Origin of the sequence: Nocardia sp. NBC_01329 (genome assembly GCF_035956715.1) — a bacterium.
Taxonomy (GTDB): Bacteria; Actinomycetota; Actinomycetes; order Mycobacteriales; family Mycobacteriaceae; genus Nocardia.
In genome coordinates this window covers 1,942,705-1,964,602 of the sequence record NZ_CP108381.1, presented here as the reverse complement: position 1 = coordinate 1,964,602, position 21,898 = coordinate 1,942,705, and the positions used below count along the sequence as shown (strand labels likewise).

The following is a 21,898-nucleotide window of genomic DNA, read 5'->3' as shown; positions in this document are numbered from 1 at the left end:
GAGCGATATTCGCCCAGGCGACTGTTCCTCGACTCTTGGAACACTCCCCTACCGCTGAGCCGCGCGACGGCTATCCGGCGGCGTTTCGCGGATGCGGGCCGGATCGATCGCCGGAGGAGGTATCTGTTCGTGAGTCTGCTGATGGCCGCCCGCGCGTAGGCTCAACAGGTGAAGCAACTGACGATCGGTGTCGTGGCGACCTCCCACAAGGAGGACGAGCATCGGCTCGCGATCCATCCGGCGCACTTCGACCGGATCGACCCCGGAATCCGGGCGAGTATCTTCCTCGAACACGGATACGGTGACCGGTTCGGCTACTCGGACGAGCGGCTGGCGCCGCTGGTCGCCGGGCACCGGACGCGCGCGGAACTGTTCGCCGGATGCGATGTACTGCTGCTGCCCAAACCGCTGGCAGAGGACCTCGAGACCCTGCGTCCCGGGCAGGTCGTGTGGGGGTGGCCGCATTGTGTGCAGGATCGGCGGATCACCCAGCTGGCCGTCGACCGGGGCTTGACCCTGATCGCTTGGGAAGCGATGAATTACTGGACCGCCGACGGAAATTTCAGTCTGCATGTCTTCCACAAGAACAACGAGCTGGCCGGTTACTGCTCGGTCATGCACGCACTGCGGCTGCGGGGTGTCACCGGCGACTACGGCAAGAGGTTGCGGGCCGCCGTCATCAGCTTCGGTGCCACGGCCCGGGGCGCGGTGCGTGCGCTGTCGGCACTCGGGATCAGCGATGTGACGGTGCTGACCCAGCGCAGCGTTTCTGCTGTCGCCTCACCGTTCGCGTCGGTGCGGATGCAGAATTTTCAGCGCGACCCCCGCAACCCCCGTCACACTCTGGCATTGAAAGATCCGGAGCCGGGGCCGCTGGCCGAGATGTTGGCCCACTACGACGTGATCGTCAACTGCATGTTCCAGGACACCGAGCACCCGCTGCTCTTCGTCCGGGACGACGACCTCGGCCTGTTTCCGCGCTCGACCCTGTTCGTCGATGTCTCCTGCGATGCGGGCATGGGGTTCGAATGGGCTCGCCCGACCTCGTTCGCCGACCCCATGTTCACCGTCGGTGACGATCTGCACTATTACGGCGTCGACCACAGCCCTTCGTATCTGTGGAACTCGGCCACCTGGGAGAATTCCGAGGCGCTGCTGGAGTATCTGCCGATCGTGGCGGGCGGGCCGAATGCTTGGGACGGCAATGAGACCGTTCGGCGGGCGATCGAGATCCGCGAGGGCCGCATCCAGAATCCGCGGATCCTCTCGTTCCAGGGGCGCGCCGAGACCCACCCCTACCCAGTGATCTAGACAGGGCGGCGAAGCGCTCGGTGCACGCCCGGTCGAGCGCTCGGTGTTCAGGCGCAGCACGACGGCGCGGTACGGGCGGACCTCGATATCCGCCTGCTCTGCGAGTGGATCTCCGAGGTCGAGATGCCCTACATCGGGCGTACGGACGAAGGTGCCGAGGGCCTCGACTTACTCGCACGCTTTTCGCTCGCATGCCCGGTTTCTATCCTGCGCTACGGATCTGGGTCAGGAATTCGGTATTGGTACGGGTCTGGCGCAGACCGGTCAGCAGCAGTTCGAGGGCCTGCTGCGGGTCGCGGCCCGCGAGGGTGTTCCGGAGGGATCGGGTGGCGGTGAGTTCGTCTCCGGAAAGCAGCAGTTCTTCTTTGCGAGTACTGGACCGGTCGATATCGATCGCGGGGTACAGGCGGCGGTCGGCGAGATGACGGTCGAGTTTCAGCTCGGCGTTTCCGGTGCCCTTGTATTCCTCGAAGATGACGGTGTCGGCGAGCGAGCCGGTCTCGACCAGGGCTGTGGCGATAATGGTGAGCGAGCCACCGTGTTCGATATTGCGGGCGGCGCCGAGGAATTTCTTGGGTGGTGCGAGCGCGGTGGCATCGACGCCGCCGGAGAGGACACGGCCGGATCCGGCGGCGGCCAGATTGTAGGCACGGGCCAGCCTGGTCAGCGAGTCGAGGAGTACGACCACGTCACGGCCCGATTCGACCAGCCGTTTGGCACGTTCGATGGCCAGTTCCGCGAGCGCGATATGTTCGCGGGCAGGTTGGTCGAAGGTCGCGGCGGCGATCTCGGCGGGAACCGTGCGCGACAGGTCGGTCACTTCTTCCGGGCGTTCACCGACCAGTACGAGCATCAGTTGACATTCGGGATGGTTCTTCGCGATACCGTGGGCGATGGACCCCAGCACCGAGGTCTTGCCCGCTTTCGGTGGTGCGACCACCAGGGCGCGTTGGCCCTTGCCGATCGGCATGACGAGGTCGGTGACCCGCGTGGTCAGCTCGTGCGGTTCGGTTTCCAGGACCAGCCGGTCCTGGGGGTAGAGCGGGACCAGATCGGCGAAATGCGGACGCGCGGCGGCGTGACCGGCCGGGACGCCGTTGACGGTATCGACGCCGGTCAGGGCCGGAAGCTCGGAGTCGCGAGCGGAACCCGCTGTGCCGGTGAGGATATCGCCGCGGCGGAGCCCGTACCGGTGGACCAGCCGTGCCGGTACCCGGGCATCGTGTGGTCCCGGCAGGTAACCGTCTACGCGCAAAGAGGCGCGATTACCTTCGATTTCGAGGATCCCGGCGATCGACGTCGCGGGGGCGACTGCGGTTGCGGTGTCCTGCTTGTGGACAGTGTTGTTCTGCATGGGTCCTCCTCGGAGGGAGTGGTGGATTCGGCGGACCGATTGAGGCCGCCGACGGGATGGGGCTCGCCGTGCGCCGAAGCGCCGTACGGCCGGATCGAACCGGTCCGGGGCGAGCACGAGTCCACAGCAGTGGGAACTGCCGGGGGAAACGATGATCCTTGTGGGAGGGAGCTGACACCTACATCCACAAGTTGAAGACGTACCAAACGGTAGCGCCACTATCGAGAACACGCAACAGCGCCGGATTGTTCCACCGGCCACGAGCGGGCGCGCACGACTGCCGCTGCACCCCGGGAACCCGGACGACGCGCGAGACGTCCTGAAGATATGAGCACACTTCCGCCCGGCCACCCGGTCGTGCCCGCGCAGCCCTGTCCACATCACGACGGCGCGACCCCGCGCCTGCTCTACGCTGCCCGGCACGGTCAGAGCACCGTCAATGCCGGGATCCGGCCCGCCACCCCCGCCGAAGCCGACGATATGGCCATCGAACTCACCGAGCTCGGGGCGCGTCAGGCGGTCGCCCTCGGACGCTGGTTCGCCGCGCTCCCACCGGAACAGCTTCCGGATAGCGTGCTGTGCTCACCGTATCGGCGGGCGGCAGCCACCTGGCAGCTCGCCGAAGCCGAGTTGCGCGCCGCGGGTGTCACGGTGCCCTGCCGGGTGACCGAGCCGAATCTGTACGACCGATTCCGGGGCGCCCTGTCCCATATCCCTGCCGACGAGGTACGACAGCGTTACCCCGAGCAGTACGCGGCCGAACGAGCCGATCCGCTCGGCTACCGGCCGCCCGGCGGCGAATCCTTCCTCGATGTCGCCGATCGCTTGGCCGGGGTCGTCGACCGTATCGTCGCCGATACCCGGCACCGCCGGGTGCTGATCGTCGCCCACGATGCGGTGATCCTGCTGCTGCGCCGCCTACTCGAACATCTCGACGACACCGCGACTCTCGCTGTTGCCGCAGCCGGCCTCGCCGGAAACGCCTCGGTCACTGCGTGGGCACAGGATGCGGACGACTACGACTACCGGCTGCTCTACTACGACCGCCGCGACCACCTACCCGACCGGTGAGCGCCCTTGCGCGCAATCGCGTTGAACCCCATGACATCACGCCGCTGTCTGCCTACTGAGCGAGTTCTCCTGTGTCACGGCGGCCGCCCAGGTGTTCGGCGAAATGCCGCTCGATCGCCCGAAAGAGCCGGACCTGGTTCTCCGGGTTCTCGAAACCGTGGCCTTCGTCGTCGGCGACGAGGTACTCGACGGGAATACCGCGTGCCCGCAGGGGTGCGACGATATTCTCGGATTCCTGCTGCACGACACGAACATCGTTGGCGCCTTGAGCGACCAGCAGCGGCGTACGGATCCGATCGACCATGGTGATGGGCGAGCGGGCCAGGATATCGGCCTCCTGCACGGGATCGCCGGGATCACCGACGTAGCGGTACCAGTTGTTGGCCATGGCGGCCCGCACGAACGGGGGCAGCGTCCGCATGAAGTTCGCCAGATCGGAGATGCCCACATAATCGACCGCGGCCGCGAAATAGTCCGGAGTGACCGTGACACCGACGAGAGCCGCGTATCCCCCATAGGAACCACCCGCGATCCCGATACGGTCCGGGTCCGCGTAGCCCTGCGCCACCGCCCACTCGGCGGCGTCGATCAGATCGTCGTGCATCTTGCCGGCGAATTCTCCGACGGCGGCGGTGATATGGCGCTTCCCGTAACCCGACGAGCCGCGGAAGTTGACCTGCAACACCGCGTAGCCGCGATTGGCCAGAAACTGCACCGCCGGCCCGTAACCCCAGGTGTCGTGCAACCAGGGTCCCCCGTGCACCAGCAGCACCAGCGGCAGTTTCTCGGGGGCGACCCCGACCGGCAGAGTCAGGAACGCGTGCAACGGAAGCCCGTCACGCGCCGGGAACTCGACCGGGGTCATCGGGGCGAGAGCGTCCGGAACGAGCTGGGGGTACGGGCGGAACAGCAACCGGCTCGCTCCGGTGCTGTGGTCGTAGAACCAGGTCGCGCCCGGGTCTCGATCGTGGATGAACGATACGACCCAGCGCTGCTCGGTTTCGTCGGAGGACACCGTGTGCAATACGCCGTCCGACAGCGCGGAGAGCGCGGCGTGAACTTCGGCGAAATACGGTTCCAGCACTTCGATCCGGGGCCGGTCGCCGACGAACCGGGCCGCGATCACCTCGCCGGTTCGTTCGCTGAGGAACAGCGAAGGCGGCAGGCCCGGTGTCATACCCATCGTGCACAGGCTGTGCCCGGCCACGGCGGCGACCACGGTCTCCGCGCCGGTCTCCCGATCGATGCGGACCAGGCGCAGATCGTCGGAGTCCTGATAGGAACCGATCAGCAGTCCCGTTCCGTCCGGTGTCACCAGGGTCGGAAGTACCCCCATGGGATGTTCGGGACCGCCCAGGCGATGCAGTAACCGCTTGTCGCCGGTTTCGGGATCGACCGCGTAGAACTCGTGGGTGCCGTCATCGGCCTGCGAGATGTAGAACGCGGCGGCGCCGTCGCGATCGATCAGATAGGTGTCCGTCGGCTCCGGCCGCTCCAGGTGCGGGGTCGTTTCACCGGTGGCCACGTCGATCCGGAACAGATCGACGAACAACGGCCTGCGATTCATCCAGGCGAACACGCTACCGGGATACGATTTCGCCGGTTCGGCCGCGAAAACGCGCGACCCCGGCGGCATCGGCGTCAGATCCACCGCCGGTTCGCCCGGCGCGTCCAGGTCGACCCGGTACAGGTGCCAGTCCTCGTTGCCGTCGGTGTCCTGCAGGTACAGCAGCCAACGCGGGTCGTCGGTCCAGTAGTAGGTCTTGATCCCGCGGCGGTCGTCGTGGGTGACGCACACCGCCTCCTCGTGCTCCTCGGTGATCCCACGCACCCAGACGTTCGTCCGCCCGTGTCGCGGTGCCAGATACGCGATCCGGGTGCCGTCCGGTGAGATCGATGCGCCCGCGAACACCGGATCCGCGAAGAATTGCTCCACGTCGAACAGCGCGGGCAGGGTCTCTCGGTTCGCTTCCACGGTCATCGAACTCCGCTCGGGGTCGGCAGCACTGCGTACGGGCGGTGCGCCCGGCATCGAGCGCACGGAGGCGGGTCCGATCGAGGACCCTTATCACTGGAAACCGAGGTAACACTATGCCGTAGCGGCACGGTCAAATGCGTGACCTCGAGCGTTGACCCCGTCACCGCCGTCCGAGGCCGCGAGTCCGGGCCGGCCGGGAAAGGCGGTGCCGGCCGGTGGTGGATATTTCGGTGGCGTGTTCCGGTGGCGCGCGGTTACGGTGATCCCGGTCGCGACGAGGTGGCCGAAGGAGGGAAACACCGTGTCCACCAAGCTGAATCAGCTCATCGCCCTCGAGAAGGGCGCGAAAGCGCAGGCGACCGCCGATGTGACCGCCGCCTACCAGCGCGTGGGCAAGGTCGATCTGCTGGCGGGTATTTCGCGCACGTACCGGCCGCTGGACGATATGGGTGAAGAGCTGCCCTCGGAGTCCAAGCGGGTCCAGGTGCGGGCGGGCGAGGTGATAGCCGATGTGAAACGCACGCTGACCCGGTTGTTCGATGTGACAGCGACCAAGGACACCGCCAACTGCTCGGCGAAGGCCGATATCACGGTCGACGGCGTCACCATCGCCCGCGATCTGCCGGTCACCTACCTGCTGTTCCTGGAAAAGCAGCTGAGCGAGCTGAAGAAGTTCGTCGCCAAGCTGCCGACCCTGGATCCGGCCGAATCGTGGTCGTTCGACGACGTCACCGACTGCTACGCCACCCAGCCGTCGCAGACCGTGCGGACCAAGAAAGTGCCCCGCAACCACGTCCTGGCCGCGGCCACCGACAAGCACCCGGCGCAGGTGGAGGTGTACCACGAGGATGTGGTGGTGGGCCGCTGGACCACCACGAAGTTCTCCGGCGCACTGCCCGCGAAGGAAGTCGGTGACCTCGCCGACCGACTCGGCACACTGCTCGACGCGGTCCGTATCGCCCGGGAGACGGCGAACGCCACACCGGTGACCGATGTCGAGCCCGGTCACGCCATCCTCGGCTACCTGTTCGGATAGCCGGGCCACAGACTCCCCCTCCGGGGGGATGGAGCACAAACTGAAACTGAACCTGAGACTCATACGTGCGGGCGCTGCCAGGGCCGGCCGATAAATTCAGCTTCTCGCTCCAAGCTTTACAACTCCATCGATCGCTCGACGTGCGGATATGCTGCGACGCACCCCCGAGATCCGGGTTCGATTCCCGGTGGCGGCTCTCCCTGCCGCTGTAGCGTAAAGGCAACGCGCGGGGTTACTCATGATGACTCGTATCCGCGGATCGGCGATCACAGGTGGGGCAGACGGTAGCTCATCCGGTAGAGCATCGGATTTCGGATCCGACGGTAGTGGGTTCGAATCCCACTCGTTGATCAGGAGGGGCCGGGAAGGGTATTCCCGGCCCCTCCGCCTGTCCGTGGCTCCCGAGCAGAGCCGACGGCTCAGTGCCGGTCGAGAATTGCGGCGAAGTCGGTACCGGCGGGCAGCGATCCGTACTGGAGGTCACGATCCTCGCCCAGACGCGCCGCGAGGAACGCCTCCGCGACCGCCGTCGGCGAGGAGCGCAACAGCAGCGACGCCTGCAAACCCAGCGCCATCGACGACGCGACCGCCCGGGCGCGCGATTGCGCTCGGTCGGACGGCAGCACCGAGAGTTCGGTAAGTGCGGCGCGCATGCGGTCGTGGTGCCGGTCGAAGAGCGCCGAGGCACCGCGGGCCCTGGCGAGTTCGGCGTCGAAGGCTTCGACCGATTCCGGTTCGCGGGTCATCGCGCGCAGGATGTCCAGGGCTATCACATTGCCCGAGCCTTCCCACACCGCCATGACCGGCTGCTCCCGGTACCGGCGTGCCAGTGGGAACGCCTCGGTGTAGCCGTTACCGCCCAGGCATTCGAGGGCCTCGTAGGCGTGGTGCGGACCGCGTTTGCAGATCCAGTATTTCGAGACCGCGGTGGCAAGGCGGCGGAACGTCTTCTCGCTGTCGTCGGCGTCCGCGTCGTGGGCGCGGGCGAGCCGTAGCGCGGTGACGGTGGCGGCCTCGGATTCGAGGGCGAGGTCGGCGGCGACCGCGGTCATGGCGGGCTGGTCGATCAGCGTCGCACCGAAAGCGGAGCGGTGCCGGACATGCCACAGCGCTTCGGCGACGGATTGCCGCATACCGGCGGTCGAACCGTAGACGCAATCGAGGCGCGTGCGGGAGACCATTTCGATGATGGTGCGGACACCGCGTCCCGGTTCACCGACGAGATATCCGATGGTGCCGTCGAGTTCGATCTCCGACGACGCGTTGGACTTGTTGCCGAGCTTGTCTTTGAGCCGCTGGATCCGGAACACATTTCGGGTGCCGTCCTCGAGTACCCGCGGCACCAGGAAGCACGACAGGGCGGAGGAATCTCCGGCAAGGGTCGCGTCCTGCGTCTGGGCGAGGATCAGGAAAGCATCGGACATGGGTGCCGAGCAGAACCACTTGTGCCCGGTCAGCGACCAGCTACCGTCCGAGTTCGCGGCCGCGCGGGTGGTGTTGGACCGAACATCGGAGCCACCCTGTTTCTCGGTCATCGCCATACCGAAGAGCACCCCGGGTTTGTCAGCGGGAGCGCGCAGCCGGCCGTCGTAGCCACGGCTGTAGACCCGGGGCAACCACGAGTGCGCCATCTCGGGCGAGAACTCCAGCGCCGGGACGACCGAATGGGTCATCGAGATCGGACAGGCGTGACCTGCCTCGACCTGCGCGAACAACATGAAGGTCGCGGCGCGCGCGACATCGGCTCCGGGGCGGGGTCGCGCCCACGCCGCAGTGTGGGCACCGTGCGCTACCGCGGCGCCGATGACGCGGTGATACGCCGGATGGAATTCGACCTCGTCGATCCGGTTGCCGTACCTGTCATGGGAGTGCAATACCGGGGTGACGGTGTTCGCCAGCTCGGCGTCGTGCTGGAAGGATTCGGTACCCACCAGATCGCCGACCTCGGTCAGCGTCCCGGTCGCCCACCCGGCGTCGTACCGGGACACCCCCTCGACCAGCGGGATGTTCGAGGTGTACTCGTTCACATCGGCACGTGGCGGGGCCTGGTTGAAGACCTCATGGGTGCGGAATCCCGCGGGGGCGATAGCTGTCATGAGGGTGTCCTCCGATATCTCGGATCGGTTGCCGGGGGTCGGGTCAACGGCAGGTGTCGTCGCCGGTGTAGTCGATGCCGTGGAAGCAGAAGCGCATGATCGACTCGACGATGCGGCGGTCGTCGGTGTCCTCGTCACCGGGCACGGCGTGACTCGGGGAGAGTCGGCCGGTGAGTGATTCGCTGATCGCACCGATCAGTGCCGCCGCGGTGACACCGAGGTGCTGCTCCGGGAACACACCGGCCTCGACGCCCTCCCGCAGGATCTCGGTGGTCAGCTCGTGGTACGCGGCCCGGTAGGTCAGGCGCTCGGCTTCGATACGGGGATCGACCGGCTCGAACAGCAGCGACCAGGCCAGCTGCCTGCCCCGGATCGCGCGCAGTGCGAATGTCTCGACCAGGGCGCGCAGCCGGGCGGGCGCACCGTGGGCGCCCGCGACCGCCGCACGCACGACGGCCAGCTCATGATCCGCGCCGGCCCGGAAAACCGCGGCGAGCAGGTCGGTATTGCCGTCGAAGTAGGAGTACACCGTGCCCACGCTGAGCTCGCTGCGCTCGGCGATCGCCTTGACAGTGGCGGCGGCGAACCCACCGGTCGCGACCAGTTCGGTGGCCTCGTCCAGGAGCGCGGCCCGCCGTTGCGCCCGGGCGGCGCGGGTCTTCTCCGTCGGCCGGTACACCATCCTGCCCGATCCCCCCTTTCCCCATAAGGTTTGAATCGTGATTCAATTCTTTGCACATGAATCTAGACCGAAACCCGGCCCACGGCAAGGACGCGATCGCCTACGGCCACGAGGGGATCCCCTACGCCGAACTACTCGCCGCGCCCGAACGTGCCGCGTGGGTACTGCGCGATCGCGGAGTCCGGCCGAGCGACCGGGTCGCGGTGATGACCTACAACAGCCCCGATTCAGCCAACAGCGCGAGGCACACGCACAACCGCCCTCAGTTCTCGATCAGGCGAAGGCCGATCACGCCGGCGATGATCGTGCCTATGCAGAGGAAACGCAATGGTGTGACGTGATCGCCGAACCAGATCATTCCGGCGATGGCGACCCCCACCGCGCCGACGCCGACCCAGACCGCATAGCCGGTGCCGACGGGAAGGTAGCGGAGCGCGATGGACAGCAGCGCGAAGCTGATCATGGCGGCGGTGATGGCGGCCAGGCTCGGCCAGAACCGGGTGAATCCCTCCGATTGCTTCATCGCAGTCACCCAGACCACCTCGACCAACCCGGCGACCAGTAGAAGTCCCCAGGCAATCGCGATCACGCTACCCCTCGAACTTCGCCGGGCGCGTTGATCATGCGGCATAGCCGCCGTCGACGGAGATCGCCGTGCCGGTGACGTAGCGGCCGCCTTCGCCCGCCAGGTGGGCAACGGTGCGAGCGATATCGTCGGGTGCGGCGTAGTGCCCGACCGCGATGTAGGGCAGTTCGCCGGCAGCGTCCGGGCTGTCGGCCGGGTTCATATCGGTATCGGTGCAGCCGGGGTGGACGACCGTCGCAGTGATGCCGCGCGGGCCGAGATCACGAGCCAGACCCTTGGTGAGCCCGACCAGCGCGGCCTTGGTCATCGCGTACACGGTGAGGCCTTCGTACGGCACTCGCTCGGCGAAGCAGCTACCGATACTGATGATCCGTCCACCGGAGCGCATCGTTCGGGCGGCGTGCTGACTGGCCACGAACGCCGCCCGAACATGGATGGCGAGCGTCTCCTCCAGCTCTTCTTCGGTCACTTCCTCCAGCGGCCCGGTGTGGAACACGCCGGCATTGTTGACCAAGATGTCGATCCCACCCAATTCGTCGACAGTCCGGTCCACCGCACTGATCACGGCCTGCCGGTCGGCGCCATCGCCGCCGATCGCCACCGCCCGCCGACCGGCGGACTCGATCCGCTGGACGACCTTCTCGACGCGGTCGCTCGCGTTCCGGTAGGTGAAGGCGACGTCCGCGCCGTGATCGGCCAGTCGTACGGCGATCGCCGCCCCGATGCCCCGGCTGCCGCCGGTGACCAGCGCCACCTTGCCGTCGAGTTCACCCATTGAAGACTCCTCCGAATTATGTAGTGATCGATACATTTATAGTATGGAGAGCATGTCGCACAGAAGTCAACCCCAGCCGACAGAAGCCCGGTCGAATACCGCGCGCAGCCGCGGCCGGCCTCGAGCCTTCGACCGGACCGGTGCACTGGCCCGCGCGATGGATGCGTTCTGGGAACACGGCTATGAGGGCACGTCGCTGACCGACCTGACTACCGCGATGGGGATCGGGCCGACCAGCCTGTATGCCGCGTTCGGGTCCAAGGAGAGCCTTTTCCGCGAGGCGGTCGCCCACTACAACGATCCGCAGCGATCACCGACCGAGCGCGCATTGACCGAGCAACCCACAGCCCGGAAGGTGGTCGAGGCGATCCTGCGCGAGAACGTACGCCTCTATACTCGGTCCGACACGCCCCGCGGGTGCCTCATCGTGCTGGCGGGAATCACCTATTCCGAACAGAACACCGCCGTCCGCGATCTACTCGCCGATCTGCGCCGCTCCGACCGCGAGAACCTCACACAGCGGTTCGAGCGGGCCATCGCCGACGACGAACTACCACCGGAGTCCGACACCCAGGCACTCGCGAACTTCGTGCTCACCGTCTTGCACGGCATGTCGATCCATGCTCGTGACGGCGCGGACCGAGATCAACTGACCCGCACGGTAGACCTCGCCATGACGGCATGGGATCACTTCACCTCTCCCGCGGCCGGCTGACGACCTACGGCACCGTCGACAGCGCGACGGTGTGCGCCCACGACCTCGAATCACCACCGAACTGTGGGACCGATGGAAAGAAATACCGCCCCGGCCTTCGTAGTGCCGGCCCGGGACACGTCGCCATGAAGGCGCCGGGCCGACGGGGCGTCAGCGGCGCTGCTGCTCTGTCGGGTCGGAGGCGAGACACGCGATCAGAGTGTCCACCACACACCGACCGAACACACCCTCCTCCGGAACGACCACGGTGATCATCCACAGTCCTGACTCCACCAGGGTGATCTCGTAGGGATCGTAGTTGGACTCCTCTGACCGAGCATAAGGGTCCTCCAATGCCGTGACCTGCAGCGATTTCCAGCGCGCCGGGGAGTACATCAGCATGAACGGGCCTTCGTCCCGCTCGTCGAGTGAATAGCCGGCCTCGTCCCAAAAGGTCAGCATCTCCTCGTCCCGAGCGACGAGTATCTCGTCTCCGGGTTCGCTCCATGCCACCGTTGCGGGGGTCCACGGCGAAAACGCTCGAGCGCCCTCCTCGGAAGCGACCAACAGCTGCGGCCATCTCTCTGACCATCGGGCGAGAAAACGCTCGATTGCCGCCGGGACGGGGCCGGGCGCCACCAGCACAATGTCGTTTCCGGTGATCATGGTTCCCGTCCACATGGTGGGACCGACTCGCCCGGTCCTCGGTCCGGGCACAGTAACCCACCCAGGTGGCAAGTCGTCCCGGCAGCGTCCGGAGAATCCGGCCCGCAGCGGCGGTTCCGAAGGGCGCGGCCGTGAAGGCGGTGACTCCGACGTCACGGAACCGGGTGAGTGCCTGTGCAACTTCGATGTCGGTGCCGACGACGGCGACATCCTGTGGCCCGGCCACTCCTTCCCGGTCGAAGGTGGCGCGGTATTCGGTACCCGCCCGCCACTGCGGCGCCCTGTTCCTCCGCCGCCACGACCACCGATGGGGCGGTTCCCGACAGCCGGCCCGAACCCGGGCGTGATCCCGCGACTCGGGCCGTGACCGCCCGATATCCGGATCCTCCGACGGGTCAGGTCCGGGCACCGTGGACCGCCCGGGCAGAATATGCCCGGTGAGCGCAACATTGCAGGCCAACGGCCTCTCGGCCGGGCACGCCGAACGCACCCTGTTCGCCGACCTCGATCTCACCCTCGCCCCCAGCGATGTGATCGGTCTGGTGGGCGTCAACGGCGCGGGCAAGTCGACCCTGTTGCGCATGCTCGCCGGTGGCATCCCGGACGAGGGCACGATCACGCTGAGCCCGCCCGACGCCACCGTCGGCTACCTCGCCCAGGAACCCGAACGCGCCGACGGCGAGACCGTGCTCGGATTCCTCGCCCGCCGCACCGGCGTCGCGCACGCTCAGCAGGTCATGGACACGGCGGCCGAACGCCTCGGCGACGGCGGTGCCGACGACTACTCCCCCGCGCTCGAGCACTGGCTCGCCCTCGGTGGCGCCGATCTCGATCAGCGTGCCGAGGAGGTCGCCGCCGACCTCGGCCTCACCGATAACCTCGCCGGTGGCCTGGACACCCCGATGACCGGACTGTCGGGTGGGCAGGCCGCCCGCGCAGGTCTCGCGTCGGTGCTGCTGTCGCGCTTCGACATCCTGCTGCTCGACGAACCCACCAACGACCTCGACCTCGACGGACTCGAACGGCTCGAACGCTTCGTCACCGGCGTCCGGACGCCGCTGATGATCATCAGCCACGACCGGGAGTTCCTCACTCGCACCGTGAACGGCGTACTCGAACTGGACCTCGCCCAGCAGCAAGTAGGTTTCTACGACGGCGGCTACGACTCGTATCTCGCCGAACGCGAGATCGCGCGCCGGCACGCCCGCGAGGCCTACGACGAATACGCCGATACCAGAACCGGTTTGGAGACCCGGGCGCAGATGCAACGCAACTGGCTCGAGCACGGCGTCCGCAACGCGCGCCGCAAGAGCAAGAACGACTCCGACAAGGCCGGCCGTAAGATGCGCGCCGAGTCCACCGAAAAACAAGCCGCGAAGGCCCGTCAGACCCAGCGGCGTATAGAACGGCTGGACGTGGTCGAGGAACCGCGCAAGGAGTGGGAACTGCGGATGGCGATCGCGACGGCACCGCGCAGCGGTTCGGTGGTCGCGACCGCGGGCGACGCCACACTCACGCGCGGCGATTTCACTCTCGGCCCGGTAACCACCCAGATCGATTGGGCCGACCGCATCATCCTGGCCGGCCCGAACGGCTCCGGTAAATCCACCCTGCTCGCCCTGCTGCTCGGCAAGCTCACCCCCGATACCGGCACTGCCGCACTCGGTTCGGGCGTGCGGATCGGCGAAGTAGACCAGGCACGTGGGCTGTTCCGCGGTGAGGCGTCCCTCGCCGACACCTTCGGTGCGGCGCTGCCCGACTGGCCCGATGCCGAGGCCCGCACCCTGCTCGCCAAATTCGGTCTGCGCGGCCAGCACGTCAACCGTTCCTGCGACACCCTGTCCCCCGGCGAGCGCACTCGCGCCGCTCTGGCCCTGCTACAAGCCCGCGGCGTGAACCTGCTCGTCCTCGACGAGCCGACCAACCACCTCGACCTGCCCGCCATCGAGCAGTTGGAGCAGGCCGTCGACTCCTTCACCGGCACCCTGCTGCTGGTGACCCACGATCGTCGCATGCTGGATTCCGTGCGCGCGACCCGCCGCTGGCATATGGCCGGGGGCCGGCTCACCGAGGAATAACCGGCCCGGCTTTGCCGCTTCACCTTCGCGGTCCCGGGCGGGGTCCAGTTTCGCCTGGGACAGCAGGTCGTGTTGCAGTGACCCATAATGGGCCCACCGGCCAGGGTGGGTGGCGGGGTCGCGGACGGCGTCGCGCAGGGGCGTCGGCGAACCATCGATTTCGACGGCAAGTTCTATCAGCTGACGCGCAGCGGGACAGCGGAGCGTTCGGCGCGCCCTCACCCCCGGCCGAGGAGGGTGTCGCGCTGCTCCTCGAGCACGGACCGGATCGCGGCGACCACCGCGGCGACTTCCGGGCGGCGGACAGTCTCGGCGTGGGCCACCAGCCAGTAGCCGAGCCGGACGGCCACCGAATCCGCCAGGACACGAACCAGATCGGGGTGGCGGTCGGCCATGAAACACGGCAGCAGGCCGAGCCCGGCGGATGCGCGAGTCGCCTCGACGTGCACGAAAACATTTGTCGAGGTGACGGATTCGCGCATTCCGGGAACGAATCCGGAGGCCAGGTCGAGGTCGTCGACTCGGAGCATGGAATCGATAAAGTACACCAACGGGTACCGGGCCAGATCCTCGACGGTCGCGGGGGTGTCGTGTTCGCGCAGATATTCGCGTGACCCGTAGAGGCCGAGCCGGTAATCCGCCAGATGCGTGGCCGTGGCGCGGCGCACCTGCGGTTCGCCGACGACGATCTCCAGATCGAGCCCGGAGCGATGTTGCGAGGCCCGCCTGGTGATCGCCACGATCTCGACCGCGATATCGGGATGATCCCGCCGCACTCGCGCCGCCGCGGGCGCGGCGATATAGGCACTGAAGCCGTCGGTGGCCGAGATCCGGACCACGCCCTCCAGCAGCCGGTTCCCGGCCGCGTCCGCCGCGAGCGATGTCACCGCCGACTCCACCGCCTCGGCCGCGGCCAGCGCTTCCCGGCCGAGATCGGTCAGTTCCCAGCCGCCGGTCACTCGCGTGAGGACCCGGCCGCCGAGGGTTTGTTCCAGCCCGGCGATCCGCCGGGAGATGGTGGTGTGGTTCATGCCGAGTTCCTCGGCCGCGGTCACGAATCTGCCGGACCGGCCGACAGCCAGGAGCACCAGAAGGTCGTCCGCGCTGGGACGCCCCGGATTGACCGCGCTCATATCTGCATATTTGCACATGCATGCTGCAGAAGTGGCCATTGCGGCCCATATCTTCTGCACCAATACTCTAGGCAGCCGATTACTGTGGGCGCCGTCACATCGAGTCCGAAGTGCGGCCCCCGGCACGAAGGAGAAGTGCGATGAGGGAGCACAGCGCCGGATCCGGCCCGGCCGGGCCGAACGAGGCCGACCCCGGCGGGACCACCAGGGGCCTGCGGCGCGTGGTCACCGCATCGATGGCGGGCACGGTCGTGGAGTGGTATGAGTTCTTCCTCTACGGCACCGCCGCCACATTGGTGTTCAGCAAGGTCTTCTTCGCCGAGGGGACCAGCGATCTCGACGCCATCCTCGCCGCGTTCGTCACCTACGCGGTCGGTTTCGCGGCGCGCCCGCTGGGCGGCGTCGTCTTCGGCCACTACGGCGACAAGTACGGCCGCAAGAAGCTACTGCAATTGAGTCTCGTGCTGGTCGGCAGCGCCACGTTCCTGATGGGCTGCCTACCGACCTTCGGACAGATCGGCTACTGGGCCCCGGCCCTGCTGGTGGCCCTGCGCTTCATCCAAGGTTTCGCCGTGGGCGGCGAATGGGGCGGCGCCGTACTGCTCGTCGCCGAACACAGCCCGAGCCGCAGCCGCGGTTTCTGGGCGAGCTGGCCGCAGGCGGGCGTACCGGCGGGCAATCTGCTCGCCACCGTGGTGCTGCTGGTATTGACCTCGACATTGTCCGACGAGGCATTCCTCGGCTGGGGCTGGCGGGTCGCGTTCTGGCTGTCGGCGGTGGTGGTACTGGTCGGGTACTACATCCGCACCAAGATCACCGACGCACCCATCTTCGTCGCGGCACAGCAGGAAGCCGAGGAGATGAAGTCCACCTCGCTCAGCGTCGTGGAGGTGCTGCGCCGCTACCCGCGCGGCGTCCTCACCGCGATGGGGCTGCGGTTCGGCGAGAACATCATGTACTACCTGGTGGTCACCTTCACCATCACCTATCTGAAGGTGGAAGTGCACGCCGACACCACCGAGATCCTGTGGTGGCTGCTCGCCGCCCACGCGGTGCACTTCGTGGTGATCCCGCTGGTGGGCAACCTGTCCGACCGCTTCGGCCGGCGACCGATCTATCTGGTCGGCGCGCTGACCGCGGGCACCTGGGGCTTCTTCGCCTTCCCGATGATGGACAGCGGTAACAACCTGATCATTCTGTCCGCCATCGTCATCGGCCTGGTCTTCCACGCCTTCATGTATGCCGGGCAGCCCGCGATCATGGCCGAGATGTTCCCGACCCGGATGCGCTATTCCGGTGTGTCCCTGGGCTATCAGGTGACCTCGATCGTGGCCGGATCGCTCGCGCCCATCATCGCCGTCAAGCTGCTCGACACCTACGGGTCCGCGGTCCCGATCGCCTGGTACCTGGCCGGCCCGGCGGCGGTCAGCGCGGTCGCGGTACTCGCCGCCCGCGAAACGAAGGGGCTGGCGCTGGAGAGTATCGACCGCGCCGACGCCGAGAGCCTGGGTGCGCGGCCCGCCGAAGTGCTCGCACGATGAGCGATCTGATGGGGCGCAACGCCCTTGTCACCGGTGGCGCCGGCGGTATCGGTGCGGCCGGCGCCCGGGCGCTGGCGGCCCGGGGGGCCACGGTCACGGTGGCCGATGTGGACGGGACCGGCGCCGACGCGGTGGCCCGGGAGATCGGCGGCGACGCGTGGGCGGTGGACCTGCTCGACATCGCGGCGCTCGAGGATCTGGAACTCGGCACCGACATCCTGGTGAACAACGCCGGGGTGCAGCACATCGGCCCGATCGAGCAGTTCGCACCGCAGCGGTTCCGCGATCTGCAGACGCTGATGGTGGAGGCGCCGTTCCTGCTGGTGCGCGCGGCCCTGCCGCATATGTACCGGCAGGGCTGGGGACGGATCGTCAACATCTCCTCGGTGCACGGTCTGCGCGCCTCCGCGTACAAGGTGGCCTATGTGACGGCCAAGCACGGACTGGAGGGACTGTCGAAGGTGACCGCGCTCGAAGGGGGCCCGCACGGGGTGACGAGCAACTGCGTCAATCCCGGCTATGTACGCACCCCGCTGGTGGACGAGCAGATCGCGGATCAGGCGGCGGCGCACGGGGTGCCCGAGCAGGAGGTGCTGGAGCAGATCCTGCTCACCGAGAGCGCGATCAAACGCCTCGTCGAACCGGCTGAGGTCGCTTCCCTGGTGAGCTGGCTCGCGTCGCCCGAGGCCGCGATGGTGACCGGCGCGTCCTACACGATGGACGGCGGGTGGAGCGCGCGATGAGGGCGCGCTCCACTTCCGGGATGGCGGCGCACTACCCGCGACCGGCTCAGCATCCGGCCGATCTGCGATATCGACATCCCCGCACGGCTCGCCCTGATCTGGCGGCACACATCTGATCCGGCGGTACGCGAATTCCTCGCCCACAGTCGGCGCGCCTTCGGCGGGCCCGCCTCGACGCGACCGCCCACTCCCTCGGAACGTGTCAACGGATCGTGCCCGCCCCGGCGATCAGCGGCAGATCGAGCGCTGTCACCCAGCCGGGCGGCAGCTCATTGACGGCCGGGACAGCGTTGAGGGCGCGCATCCCGGTCGCCAGGCATCCAGCGATCGCCGGGGTGCGGCCGGAGTCGTCGGTGAAACGGAACGAGGTCTCCTGTGTGATCGACGGTGTTCCGAGAATCTCCACCCGGTAGACATCGTCGCGAGTGCCCGACGGCCAGTCCGGCGCCGCGTCGAGACCGATCCGGTTGACATGTTCGAGGGTGATCACTTCGCGGTCGCGGTGGATACCGTTGATGGTGAACCGGATCGCCGCGACGGTGCCTGCCCGGACGGTTCCCTTCGCGGACGGACGGTCCACCGGCGTGACCCACTTGTCCCAGGTGGTGGTGATGCGATCCAGGCCGATGCCGGCTGCCTCGGCGATCATGGGCACCGTCGGCCCCCACGCCATGACCAGCAGATCGGGATGTTCGAGAAGGGCGGTGTACTCCGGCGGCTTCCCGATTCCCATCTCGAGTTCGTAGTCGCCCTCGTAGTCGGTGTAGTCCAGCAGTTCCGAAGCGCGCACCGACCGAACTTCGCCGCACAGGCCCATCAGGGTCATCGGAAAGAGGTCGTTGGCGAAACCCGGGTCGATGCCCGTGGTGAAACAGGATGCTCCGCCGGCGCCGCACGCTTCGGTGATCGGGTCGCGCCAGACGCTGGGGATCTTGTCCATCGTCGGCCACACCCAAGGGGTCATGGCGGTGGAGCACACGTCGATCCCGGCGCGCAGAAACGCTTCGATGACCCGGATGTTCTCGTCGGCGAACTGAGCGGTGGGCCCGTAGTGCACCACCGCGTCGGGCCGCAGGGCGATCAGGTCGGTGACCGAATCGGTCGCCGATATACCGGTTTTCGGGGCGCCACAGAGGTCACCGGCGTCGGTTCCGACCTTCTCCGGATTACTCACCCCCACTCCGACCAGCTCGAACAGCGGATGACGCAGGATCTCGGCCAGCACCATCGATCCCACGGTGCCGGTGCCCCACAGCACGATTCGCTTCTTCAGGTCCGTCACGGTTGCTCCTTGCACGGTCAGCGGTGGAATTCGCCGCAGTCGACGGTCAGCATCTGCCCGGTGATCGCGGTGGCCAGATCGCTGGCGAGGAAGAGCGTCGCGCGGGCGACTTCTTCCGGTCCGGCGAGCCGTTGCAGATCCGTGGGTGCGGCCTTCTCCCGATAGATGTCGTCGTGGGTGACCCCGGACTGCGCGGCCAGCCAATCGAAGTACGCCTTGTTGATGCCCTCGTACACATACGAGGGTGCGACGCTGTTCACCCGGATACCACGCGGACCCAGTTCCGTTGCCAGGGACGAAGCCAGATGCGCCAGTGCCCCTTTCGACAGTTTGTAGCCGGAGTACTCGGGTTGCGAACTGTAGGAAACACACGAGTTGAGCATGATGATCGAGCCCTGCGACGCGGCGAGCGCATCGGCGAACAACGCCGAAAGGCGCAAGGGCGCGAAGACGTTCGTCTCGTTGGCCGCGCGCAACGCTGCGAGTTCGATTCCGGTGATCGGGTCCATGGGCGGTATGGCGAAGGCATTGTTGATCAGGCAGTCGACCCGGCCGTATTCGGCCAGCGCCCGCTCGACCAGTCCGGCGCGCTGCTCTTCGTCGGTGATATCGGCCGGTACCGGCAAGACCGTCCGGCCGGCGACGCGGATCTTCTCGGCCAGCCGCTCCAGCTTGCGTTCGGTACGACTCACCAGCACCAGGTCGGCGCCCATCCCGGCGGCCTCCACCGCGAGCGCCGTGCCCAGGCCGGGGCCTACCCCGGAGATCACGACGACCTTGTCCTGGAGCAGGGGCACCGGTCGATAGGTCCGATCGGATATGGCGACTGCGGGGTCAGCGGGCACGACTCCTCCTCCGAGCACCAGCAGTTACACGGTGTAACGGCTTTGTTGTGACAGACTGTAACGACTTCTGCTCATCCGGACAAGGACGGATTCGGTGACCGCACGCCATCGCCTGGGCCCGCACCGCGACCCCGCGGTTGACCGGGCGGTACTCGATGCCGCCCGTGACCTGCTGGTCGAACGGGGCTACGCCGCGACATCGATCGACGCGATCGCCACGCGCGCGGGCGTCAGCCGTCCCGCGATCTATCGGCGCTGGCCGTCCAAAGCACACCTGATCGCCAAGGCCGTATTCCCGGATGTGCGCACCGACGAGGTCGCACCCGATCTGGTCGCCGAGGTGCGCACGGTGATCCGCGGGACGATCCAACTCTTCGGTTCGGCCGAGGCCCGGGCGGCCATGCCCGGCCTGATGGCGGATATGCGCGCGGATTCGAGTCTCTACCAGAAGCTTTCCGCCCGGTTGGACTCGCCGACCCGCAAGGAACTGTCGGAGTACCTTTCCTCTGGTCGCACGTCCGCGGAGCCCGCGCTCGACTCGAACACGCTGCTGGACACCATCGCGGGCGCGGCGCTGTTCGCCATGTGCATCCGCGATATCGACGATCCGGACGGGTTCGCCGAATCACTCGAGGATCTGCTGCTGCACGGTATCGCCGGGAGAAACGGCGGTCCCGGCCGGCTCGGGAACGGCGACCCCGACGACGACCAGCCGACGGATTCATAGCCACTCGCCGTAAGGCACCTCATCCGGCGGACCGGCCGTCGCTGCCGCTACCGCCCGGCCGGGACACGGCGCTGACCCCGGCGACACCGGACGTATCGGCCATCGTCGAGGACGACTTCCCCATGGGGGCCATGACCGATCCGCACGCGTTCTACGGTAGCCGCGACGATGATCGGGAACTCGACCGGCGAGTCACCGAGTTGATGGTCAGTGTCGCCCGCTTCGGCGCGGGCACCGGCTTGGACCTGGTCGTGCTGGAGGTGATCTTGCTCGCCGGTCTCGCGAAAAGACTCGGCCGGCCGGCTCAGCGGCCGATGGAATCCGGCCGTTCCGGGTGGTCGAACGGGTAGCGTGACCGGAACTCGTCGGCGGCCTCGGTCATCGTGACGAACTCGACGCCGTCGAAAGCCGCCCAGCGGTCCAGCAGGCGTTCGAGCGCGAGCAGTACCTGCGGCCGTCCGGATACGTCCGGATGTAGGGTAACCGGCACCACCGCGTAGTCCAGTTCCCGGTACACCCAGTCGAATTGGTCGTTCCACATCTGCTCGATATCACGTGGATTGACGAATCCGTGCGAGTTGGGATGCGCCTTGATGAACATCATCGGCGGCAGATCGTCGACGTACCAGTTACCGCAGAACTCGACCAGATCGATCTCTCGTCCGTGCTCCAGCGGTTTCATCCACCGGGCGGCCGGCCCGGAGGTATCGATGGGTGTCCAGCTGTCGCCGACTCTGGCGTAGAAGGGGACGAAGTCGTTGTAGTTCTGCGAATGTCCGTAGGAGAACCCGTACTCGACGAGGATCGACGCGGTGTGCGCGCTCATCTCCCACCACGGTGCGACATAACCCCGGGGTGGTCGGCCGCACAACTCCTCGATGAGCGCCACACACTTCGACATGACATCGCGCTCCTGCTCAGGGGTGAGCGAGCGCGGGTTCTCGTGACTGTAGCCGTGCGCCCCGATCTCGTGTCCCGCCTCGACGCACATCCGCGCCTGCGCGGGAAAAGTTTCGAGGGAATGCCCCGGCCAGAACCAGCTGCTCCGGATGCCGCGCCGCTCGAGCAGCCGCAGCAACCGCGGCACGCCGACCTCACCGGCGAACACTCCGCGCTGCATATCGTTGGGCGAATCCTGGCCGCCGTAGGAGCCGAGCCACCCGGCACAGGAATCGACGTCGATCCCGAGTGCCACCTGGATCGTCTTGTTCGTCATGCACCACGTCCTCTTCTGGTCGGCGGTCGAGGAGAATAGAACGCAAGCCGGGTGTTCACACGGCAGACCCGGCCCGCGGCAGAC

General features: G+C 67.2%; 20 protein-coding genes and 1 tRNA gene. 10 read left to right on the top strand and 11 right to left on the bottom strand.

Annotated features, from left to right (window positions below; all coding sequences use genetic code 11):
- Window positions 1-168 precede the first annotated feature (168 nt).
- Window positions 169-1,311: a N(5)-(carboxyethyl)ornithine synthase gene (locus tag OG405_RS09160; protein WP_327151191.1), complete on the top strand. Its 1,143-nt coding sequence runs from the start codon at window positions 169-171 to the stop codon at window positions 1,309-1,311.
- Between the two features lie 202 nt (window positions 1,312-1,513).
- Here OG405_RS09160 and OG405_RS09155 read toward each other — a convergent pair whose 3' ends face one another.
- Entirely contained in the window at window positions 1,514-2,665 is a 1,152-nt protein-coding gene (locus OG405_RS09155; protein ID WP_442790681.1) for a transcription termination factor Rho, short form, read from the bottom strand.
- Between the two features lie 327 nt (window positions 2,666-2,992).
- Between OG405_RS09155 and OG405_RS09150 the strand changes: the two genes are divergently transcribed.
- A complete protein-coding gene (locus tag OG405_RS09150) occupies window positions 2,993-3,736 on the top strand; it encodes a histidine phosphatase family protein (protein WP_327151190.1) in 744 nt (247 codons plus the stop codon).
- A 52-nt stretch (window positions 3,737-3,788) separates the two neighbouring features.
- On the opposite strand, the gene OG405_RS09145 is transcribed toward OG405_RS09150, so the two are convergent.
- On the bottom strand, window positions 3,789-5,717 hold the full coding sequence (locus tag OG405_RS09145; RefSeq protein ID WP_327151189.1) for a S9 family peptidase: 1,929 nt from the start codon (window positions 5,715-5,717) through the stop codon (window positions 3,789-3,791).
- 298 nt (window positions 5,718-6,015) lie between these two features.
- Here OG405_RS09145 and OG405_RS09140 point away from each other — a divergent pair, with 298 nt between their 5' ends.
- Together OG405_RS09140 and OG405_RS09135 are read left to right on the top strand one after the other, a co-directional pair.
- Window positions 6,016-6,750, top strand: coding sequence for a DUF7873 family protein (locus OG405_RS09140; protein ID WP_327151188.1), 735 nt, complete (start codon window positions 6,016-6,018; stop codon window positions 6,748-6,750).
- A gap of 278 nt (window positions 6,751-7,028) precedes the next feature.
- Window positions 7,029-7,100 (top strand) — tRNA-Arg (locus OG405_RS09135).
- A 69-nt stretch (window positions 7,101-7,169) separates the two neighbouring features.
- Here the strand turns inward: OG405_RS09135 and OG405_RS09130 are convergent.
- From OG405_RS09130 to OG405_RS09115, 4 genes are all read right to left on the bottom strand, one after another.
- Window positions 7,170-8,846 carry an acyl-CoA dehydrogenase family protein gene (locus tag OG405_RS09130; protein ID WP_327151187.1) on the bottom strand — a complete coding sequence of 559 codons (1,677 nt, stop codon included), beginning with the start codon at window positions 8,844-8,846 and terminating at the stop codon, window positions 7,170-7,172.
- A gap of 43 nt (window positions 8,847-8,889) precedes the next feature.
- Window positions 8,890-9,528: a TetR/AcrR family transcriptional regulator gene (locus OG405_RS09125; protein ID WP_327151186.1), complete on the bottom strand. Its 639-nt coding sequence runs from the start codon at window positions 9,526-9,528 to the stop codon at window positions 8,890-8,892.
- Between the two features lie 262 nt (window positions 9,529-9,790).
- Window positions 9,791-10,108 carry a DMT family transporter gene (locus OG405_RS09120; RefSeq protein WP_327152279.1) on the bottom strand — a complete coding sequence of 106 codons (318 nt, stop codon included), beginning with the start codon at window positions 10,106-10,108 and terminating at the stop codon, window positions 9,791-9,793.
- Between the two features lie 40 nt (window positions 10,109-10,148).
- Window positions 10,149-10,889: an SDR family NAD(P)-dependent oxidoreductase gene (locus tag OG405_RS09115; RefSeq protein ID WP_327151185.1), complete on the bottom strand. Its 741-nt coding sequence runs from the start codon at window positions 10,887-10,889 to the stop codon at window positions 10,149-10,151.
- Window positions 10,890-10,941: 52 nt separating this feature from the next.
- Here OG405_RS09115 and OG405_RS09110 point away from each other — a divergent pair, with 52 nt between their 5' ends.
- Window positions 10,942-11,604 (top strand): TetR/AcrR family transcriptional regulator, encoded by a 663-nt coding sequence (locus OG405_RS09110; protein WP_327151184.1) that lies wholly within the window; start codon window positions 10,942-10,944, stop codon window positions 11,602-11,604.
- A 150-nt stretch (window positions 11,605-11,754) separates the two neighbouring features.
- On the opposite strand, the gene OG405_RS09105 is transcribed toward OG405_RS09110, so the two are convergent.
- Window positions 11,755-12,096, bottom strand: coding sequence for a hypothetical protein (locus OG405_RS09105; protein WP_327151183.1), 342 nt, complete (start codon window positions 12,094-12,096; stop codon window positions 11,755-11,757).
- A 644-nt stretch (window positions 12,097-12,740) separates the two neighbouring features.
- Here OG405_RS09105 and OG405_RS09100 point away from each other — a divergent pair.
- Complete coding sequence (locus OG405_RS09100) at window positions 12,741-14,327, top strand: ABC-F family ATP-binding cassette domain-containing protein (RefSeq protein ID WP_442790740.1); 1,587 nt, start codon at window positions 12,741-12,743, stop codon at window positions 14,325-14,327.
- A 218-nt stretch (window positions 14,328-14,545) separates the two neighbouring features.
- Here OG405_RS09100 and OG405_RS09095 read toward each other — a convergent pair whose 3' ends face one another.
- The gene (locus OG405_RS09095; protein ID WP_327151181.1) at window positions 14,546-15,460 is read right to left on the bottom strand and encodes a LysR family transcriptional regulator; all 915 of its coding nucleotides are present in this window, start codon (window positions 15,458-15,460) and stop codon (window positions 14,546-14,548) included.
- Window positions 15,461-15,600: 140 nt separating this feature from the next.
- Here OG405_RS09095 and OG405_RS09090 point away from each other — a divergent pair, with 140 nt between their 5' ends.
- Together OG405_RS09090 and OG405_RS09085 are read left to right on the top strand one after the other, a co-directional pair.
- On the top strand, window positions 15,601-17,001 hold the full coding sequence (locus tag OG405_RS09090; protein WP_327151180.1) for an MFS transporter: 1,401 nt from the start codon (window positions 15,601-15,603) through the stop codon (window positions 16,999-17,001).
- The gene (locus OG405_RS09085) at window positions 16,998-17,744 is read left to right on the top strand and encodes a 3-hydroxybutyrate dehydrogenase (RefSeq protein ID WP_327151179.1); all 747 of its coding nucleotides are present in this window, start codon (window positions 16,998-17,000) and stop codon (window positions 17,742-17,744) included. Before OG405_RS09090 ends, OG405_RS09085 begins: the two co-directional genes overlap by 4 nt.
- Before the next feature lie 202 nt (window positions 17,745-17,946).
- On the opposite strand, the gene OG405_RS09080 is transcribed toward OG405_RS09085, so the two are convergent.
- The gene (locus OG405_RS09080; RefSeq protein WP_327152278.1) at window positions 17,947-18,972 is read right to left on the bottom strand and encodes an NAD(P)H-dependent amine dehydrogenase family protein; all 1,026 of its coding nucleotides are present in this window, start codon (window positions 18,970-18,972) and stop codon (window positions 17,947-17,949) included.
- A 71-nt stretch (window positions 18,973-19,043) separates the two neighbouring features.
- A complete protein-coding gene (locus tag OG405_RS09075; protein WP_327151178.1) occupies window positions 19,044-19,871 on the bottom strand; it encodes an SDR family oxidoreductase in 828 nt (275 codons plus the stop codon).
- 94 nt (window positions 19,872-19,965) lie between these two features.
- Between OG405_RS09075 and OG405_RS09070 the strand changes: the two genes are divergently transcribed.
- Window positions 19,966-20,598: a TetR/AcrR family transcriptional regulator gene (locus OG405_RS09070; protein ID WP_327151177.1), complete on the top strand. Its 633-nt coding sequence runs from the start codon at window positions 19,966-19,968 to the stop codon at window positions 20,596-20,598.
- Window positions 20,599-20,729: 131 nt separating this feature from the next.
- A complete protein-coding gene (locus tag OG405_RS09065; RefSeq protein WP_327151176.1) occupies window positions 20,730-20,948 on the top strand; it encodes a hypothetical protein in 219 nt (72 codons plus the stop codon).
- Here OG405_RS09065 and OG405_RS09060 read toward each other — a convergent pair.
- Window positions 20,903-21,814, bottom strand: coding sequence for a polysaccharide deacetylase family protein (locus tag OG405_RS09060; protein WP_327151175.1), 912 nt, complete (start codon window positions 21,812-21,814; stop codon window positions 20,903-20,905). The genes OG405_RS09065 and OG405_RS09060 overlap by 46 nt on opposite strands.
- Window positions 21,815-21,898: the final 84 nt, after the last annotated feature.

Bases quoted from the DNA above. Each gene is read 5' to 3' on its own strand.
- OG405_RS09155 (WP_442790681.1), bottom strand. From the start codon at position 2,665: ATGCAGAACAACACTGTCCACAAGCAGGACACCGCAACCGCAGTCGCC.
- OG405_RS09150 (WP_327151190.1), top strand. From the start codon at position 2,993: ATGAGCACACTTCCGCCCGGCCACCCGGTCGTGCCCGCGCAGCCCTGT.
- OG405_RS09145 (WP_327151189.1), bottom strand. From the start codon at position 5,717: ATGACCGTGGAAGCGAACCGAGAGACCCTGCCCGCGCTGTTCGACGTG.
- OG405_RS09130 (WP_327151187.1), bottom strand. From the start codon at position 8,846: ATGACAGCTATCGCCCCCGCGGGATTCCGCACCCATGAGGTCTTCAAC.
- OG405_RS09125 (WP_327151186.1), bottom strand. From the start codon at position 9,528: ATGGTGTACCGGCCGACGGAGAAGACCCGCGCCGCCCGGGCGCAACGG.
- OG405_RS09115 (WP_327151185.1), bottom strand. From the start codon at position 10,889: ATGGGTGAACTCGACGGCAAGGTGGCGCTGGTCACCGGCGGCAGCCGG.
- OG405_RS09110 (WP_327151184.1), top strand. From the start codon at position 10,942: ATGTCGCACAGAAGTCAACCCCAGCCGACAGAAGCCCGGTCGAATACC.
- OG405_RS09095 (WP_327151181.1), bottom strand. From the start codon at position 15,460: ATGAGCGCGGTCAATCCGGGGCGTCCCAGCGCGGACGACCTTCTGGTG.
- OG405_RS09090 (WP_327151180.1), top strand. From the start codon at position 15,601: ATGAGGGAGCACAGCGCCGGATCCGGCCCGGCCGGGCCGAACGAGGCC.
- OG405_RS09085 (WP_327151179.1), top strand. From the start codon at position 16,998: ATGAGCGATCTGATGGGGCGCAACGCCCTTGTCACCGGTGGCGCCGGC.
- OG405_RS09080 (WP_327152278.1), bottom strand. From the start codon at position 18,972: ATGGTGCTGGCCGAGATCCTGCGTCATCCGCTGTTCGAGCTGGTCGGA.
- OG405_RS09065 (WP_327151176.1), top strand. From the start codon at position 20,730: ATGACCGATCCGCACGCGTTCTACGGTAGCCGCGACGATGATCGGGAA.
- OG405_RS09060 (WP_327151175.1), bottom strand. From the start codon at position 21,814: ATGACGAACAAGACGATCCAGGTGGCACTCGGGATCGACGTCGATTCC.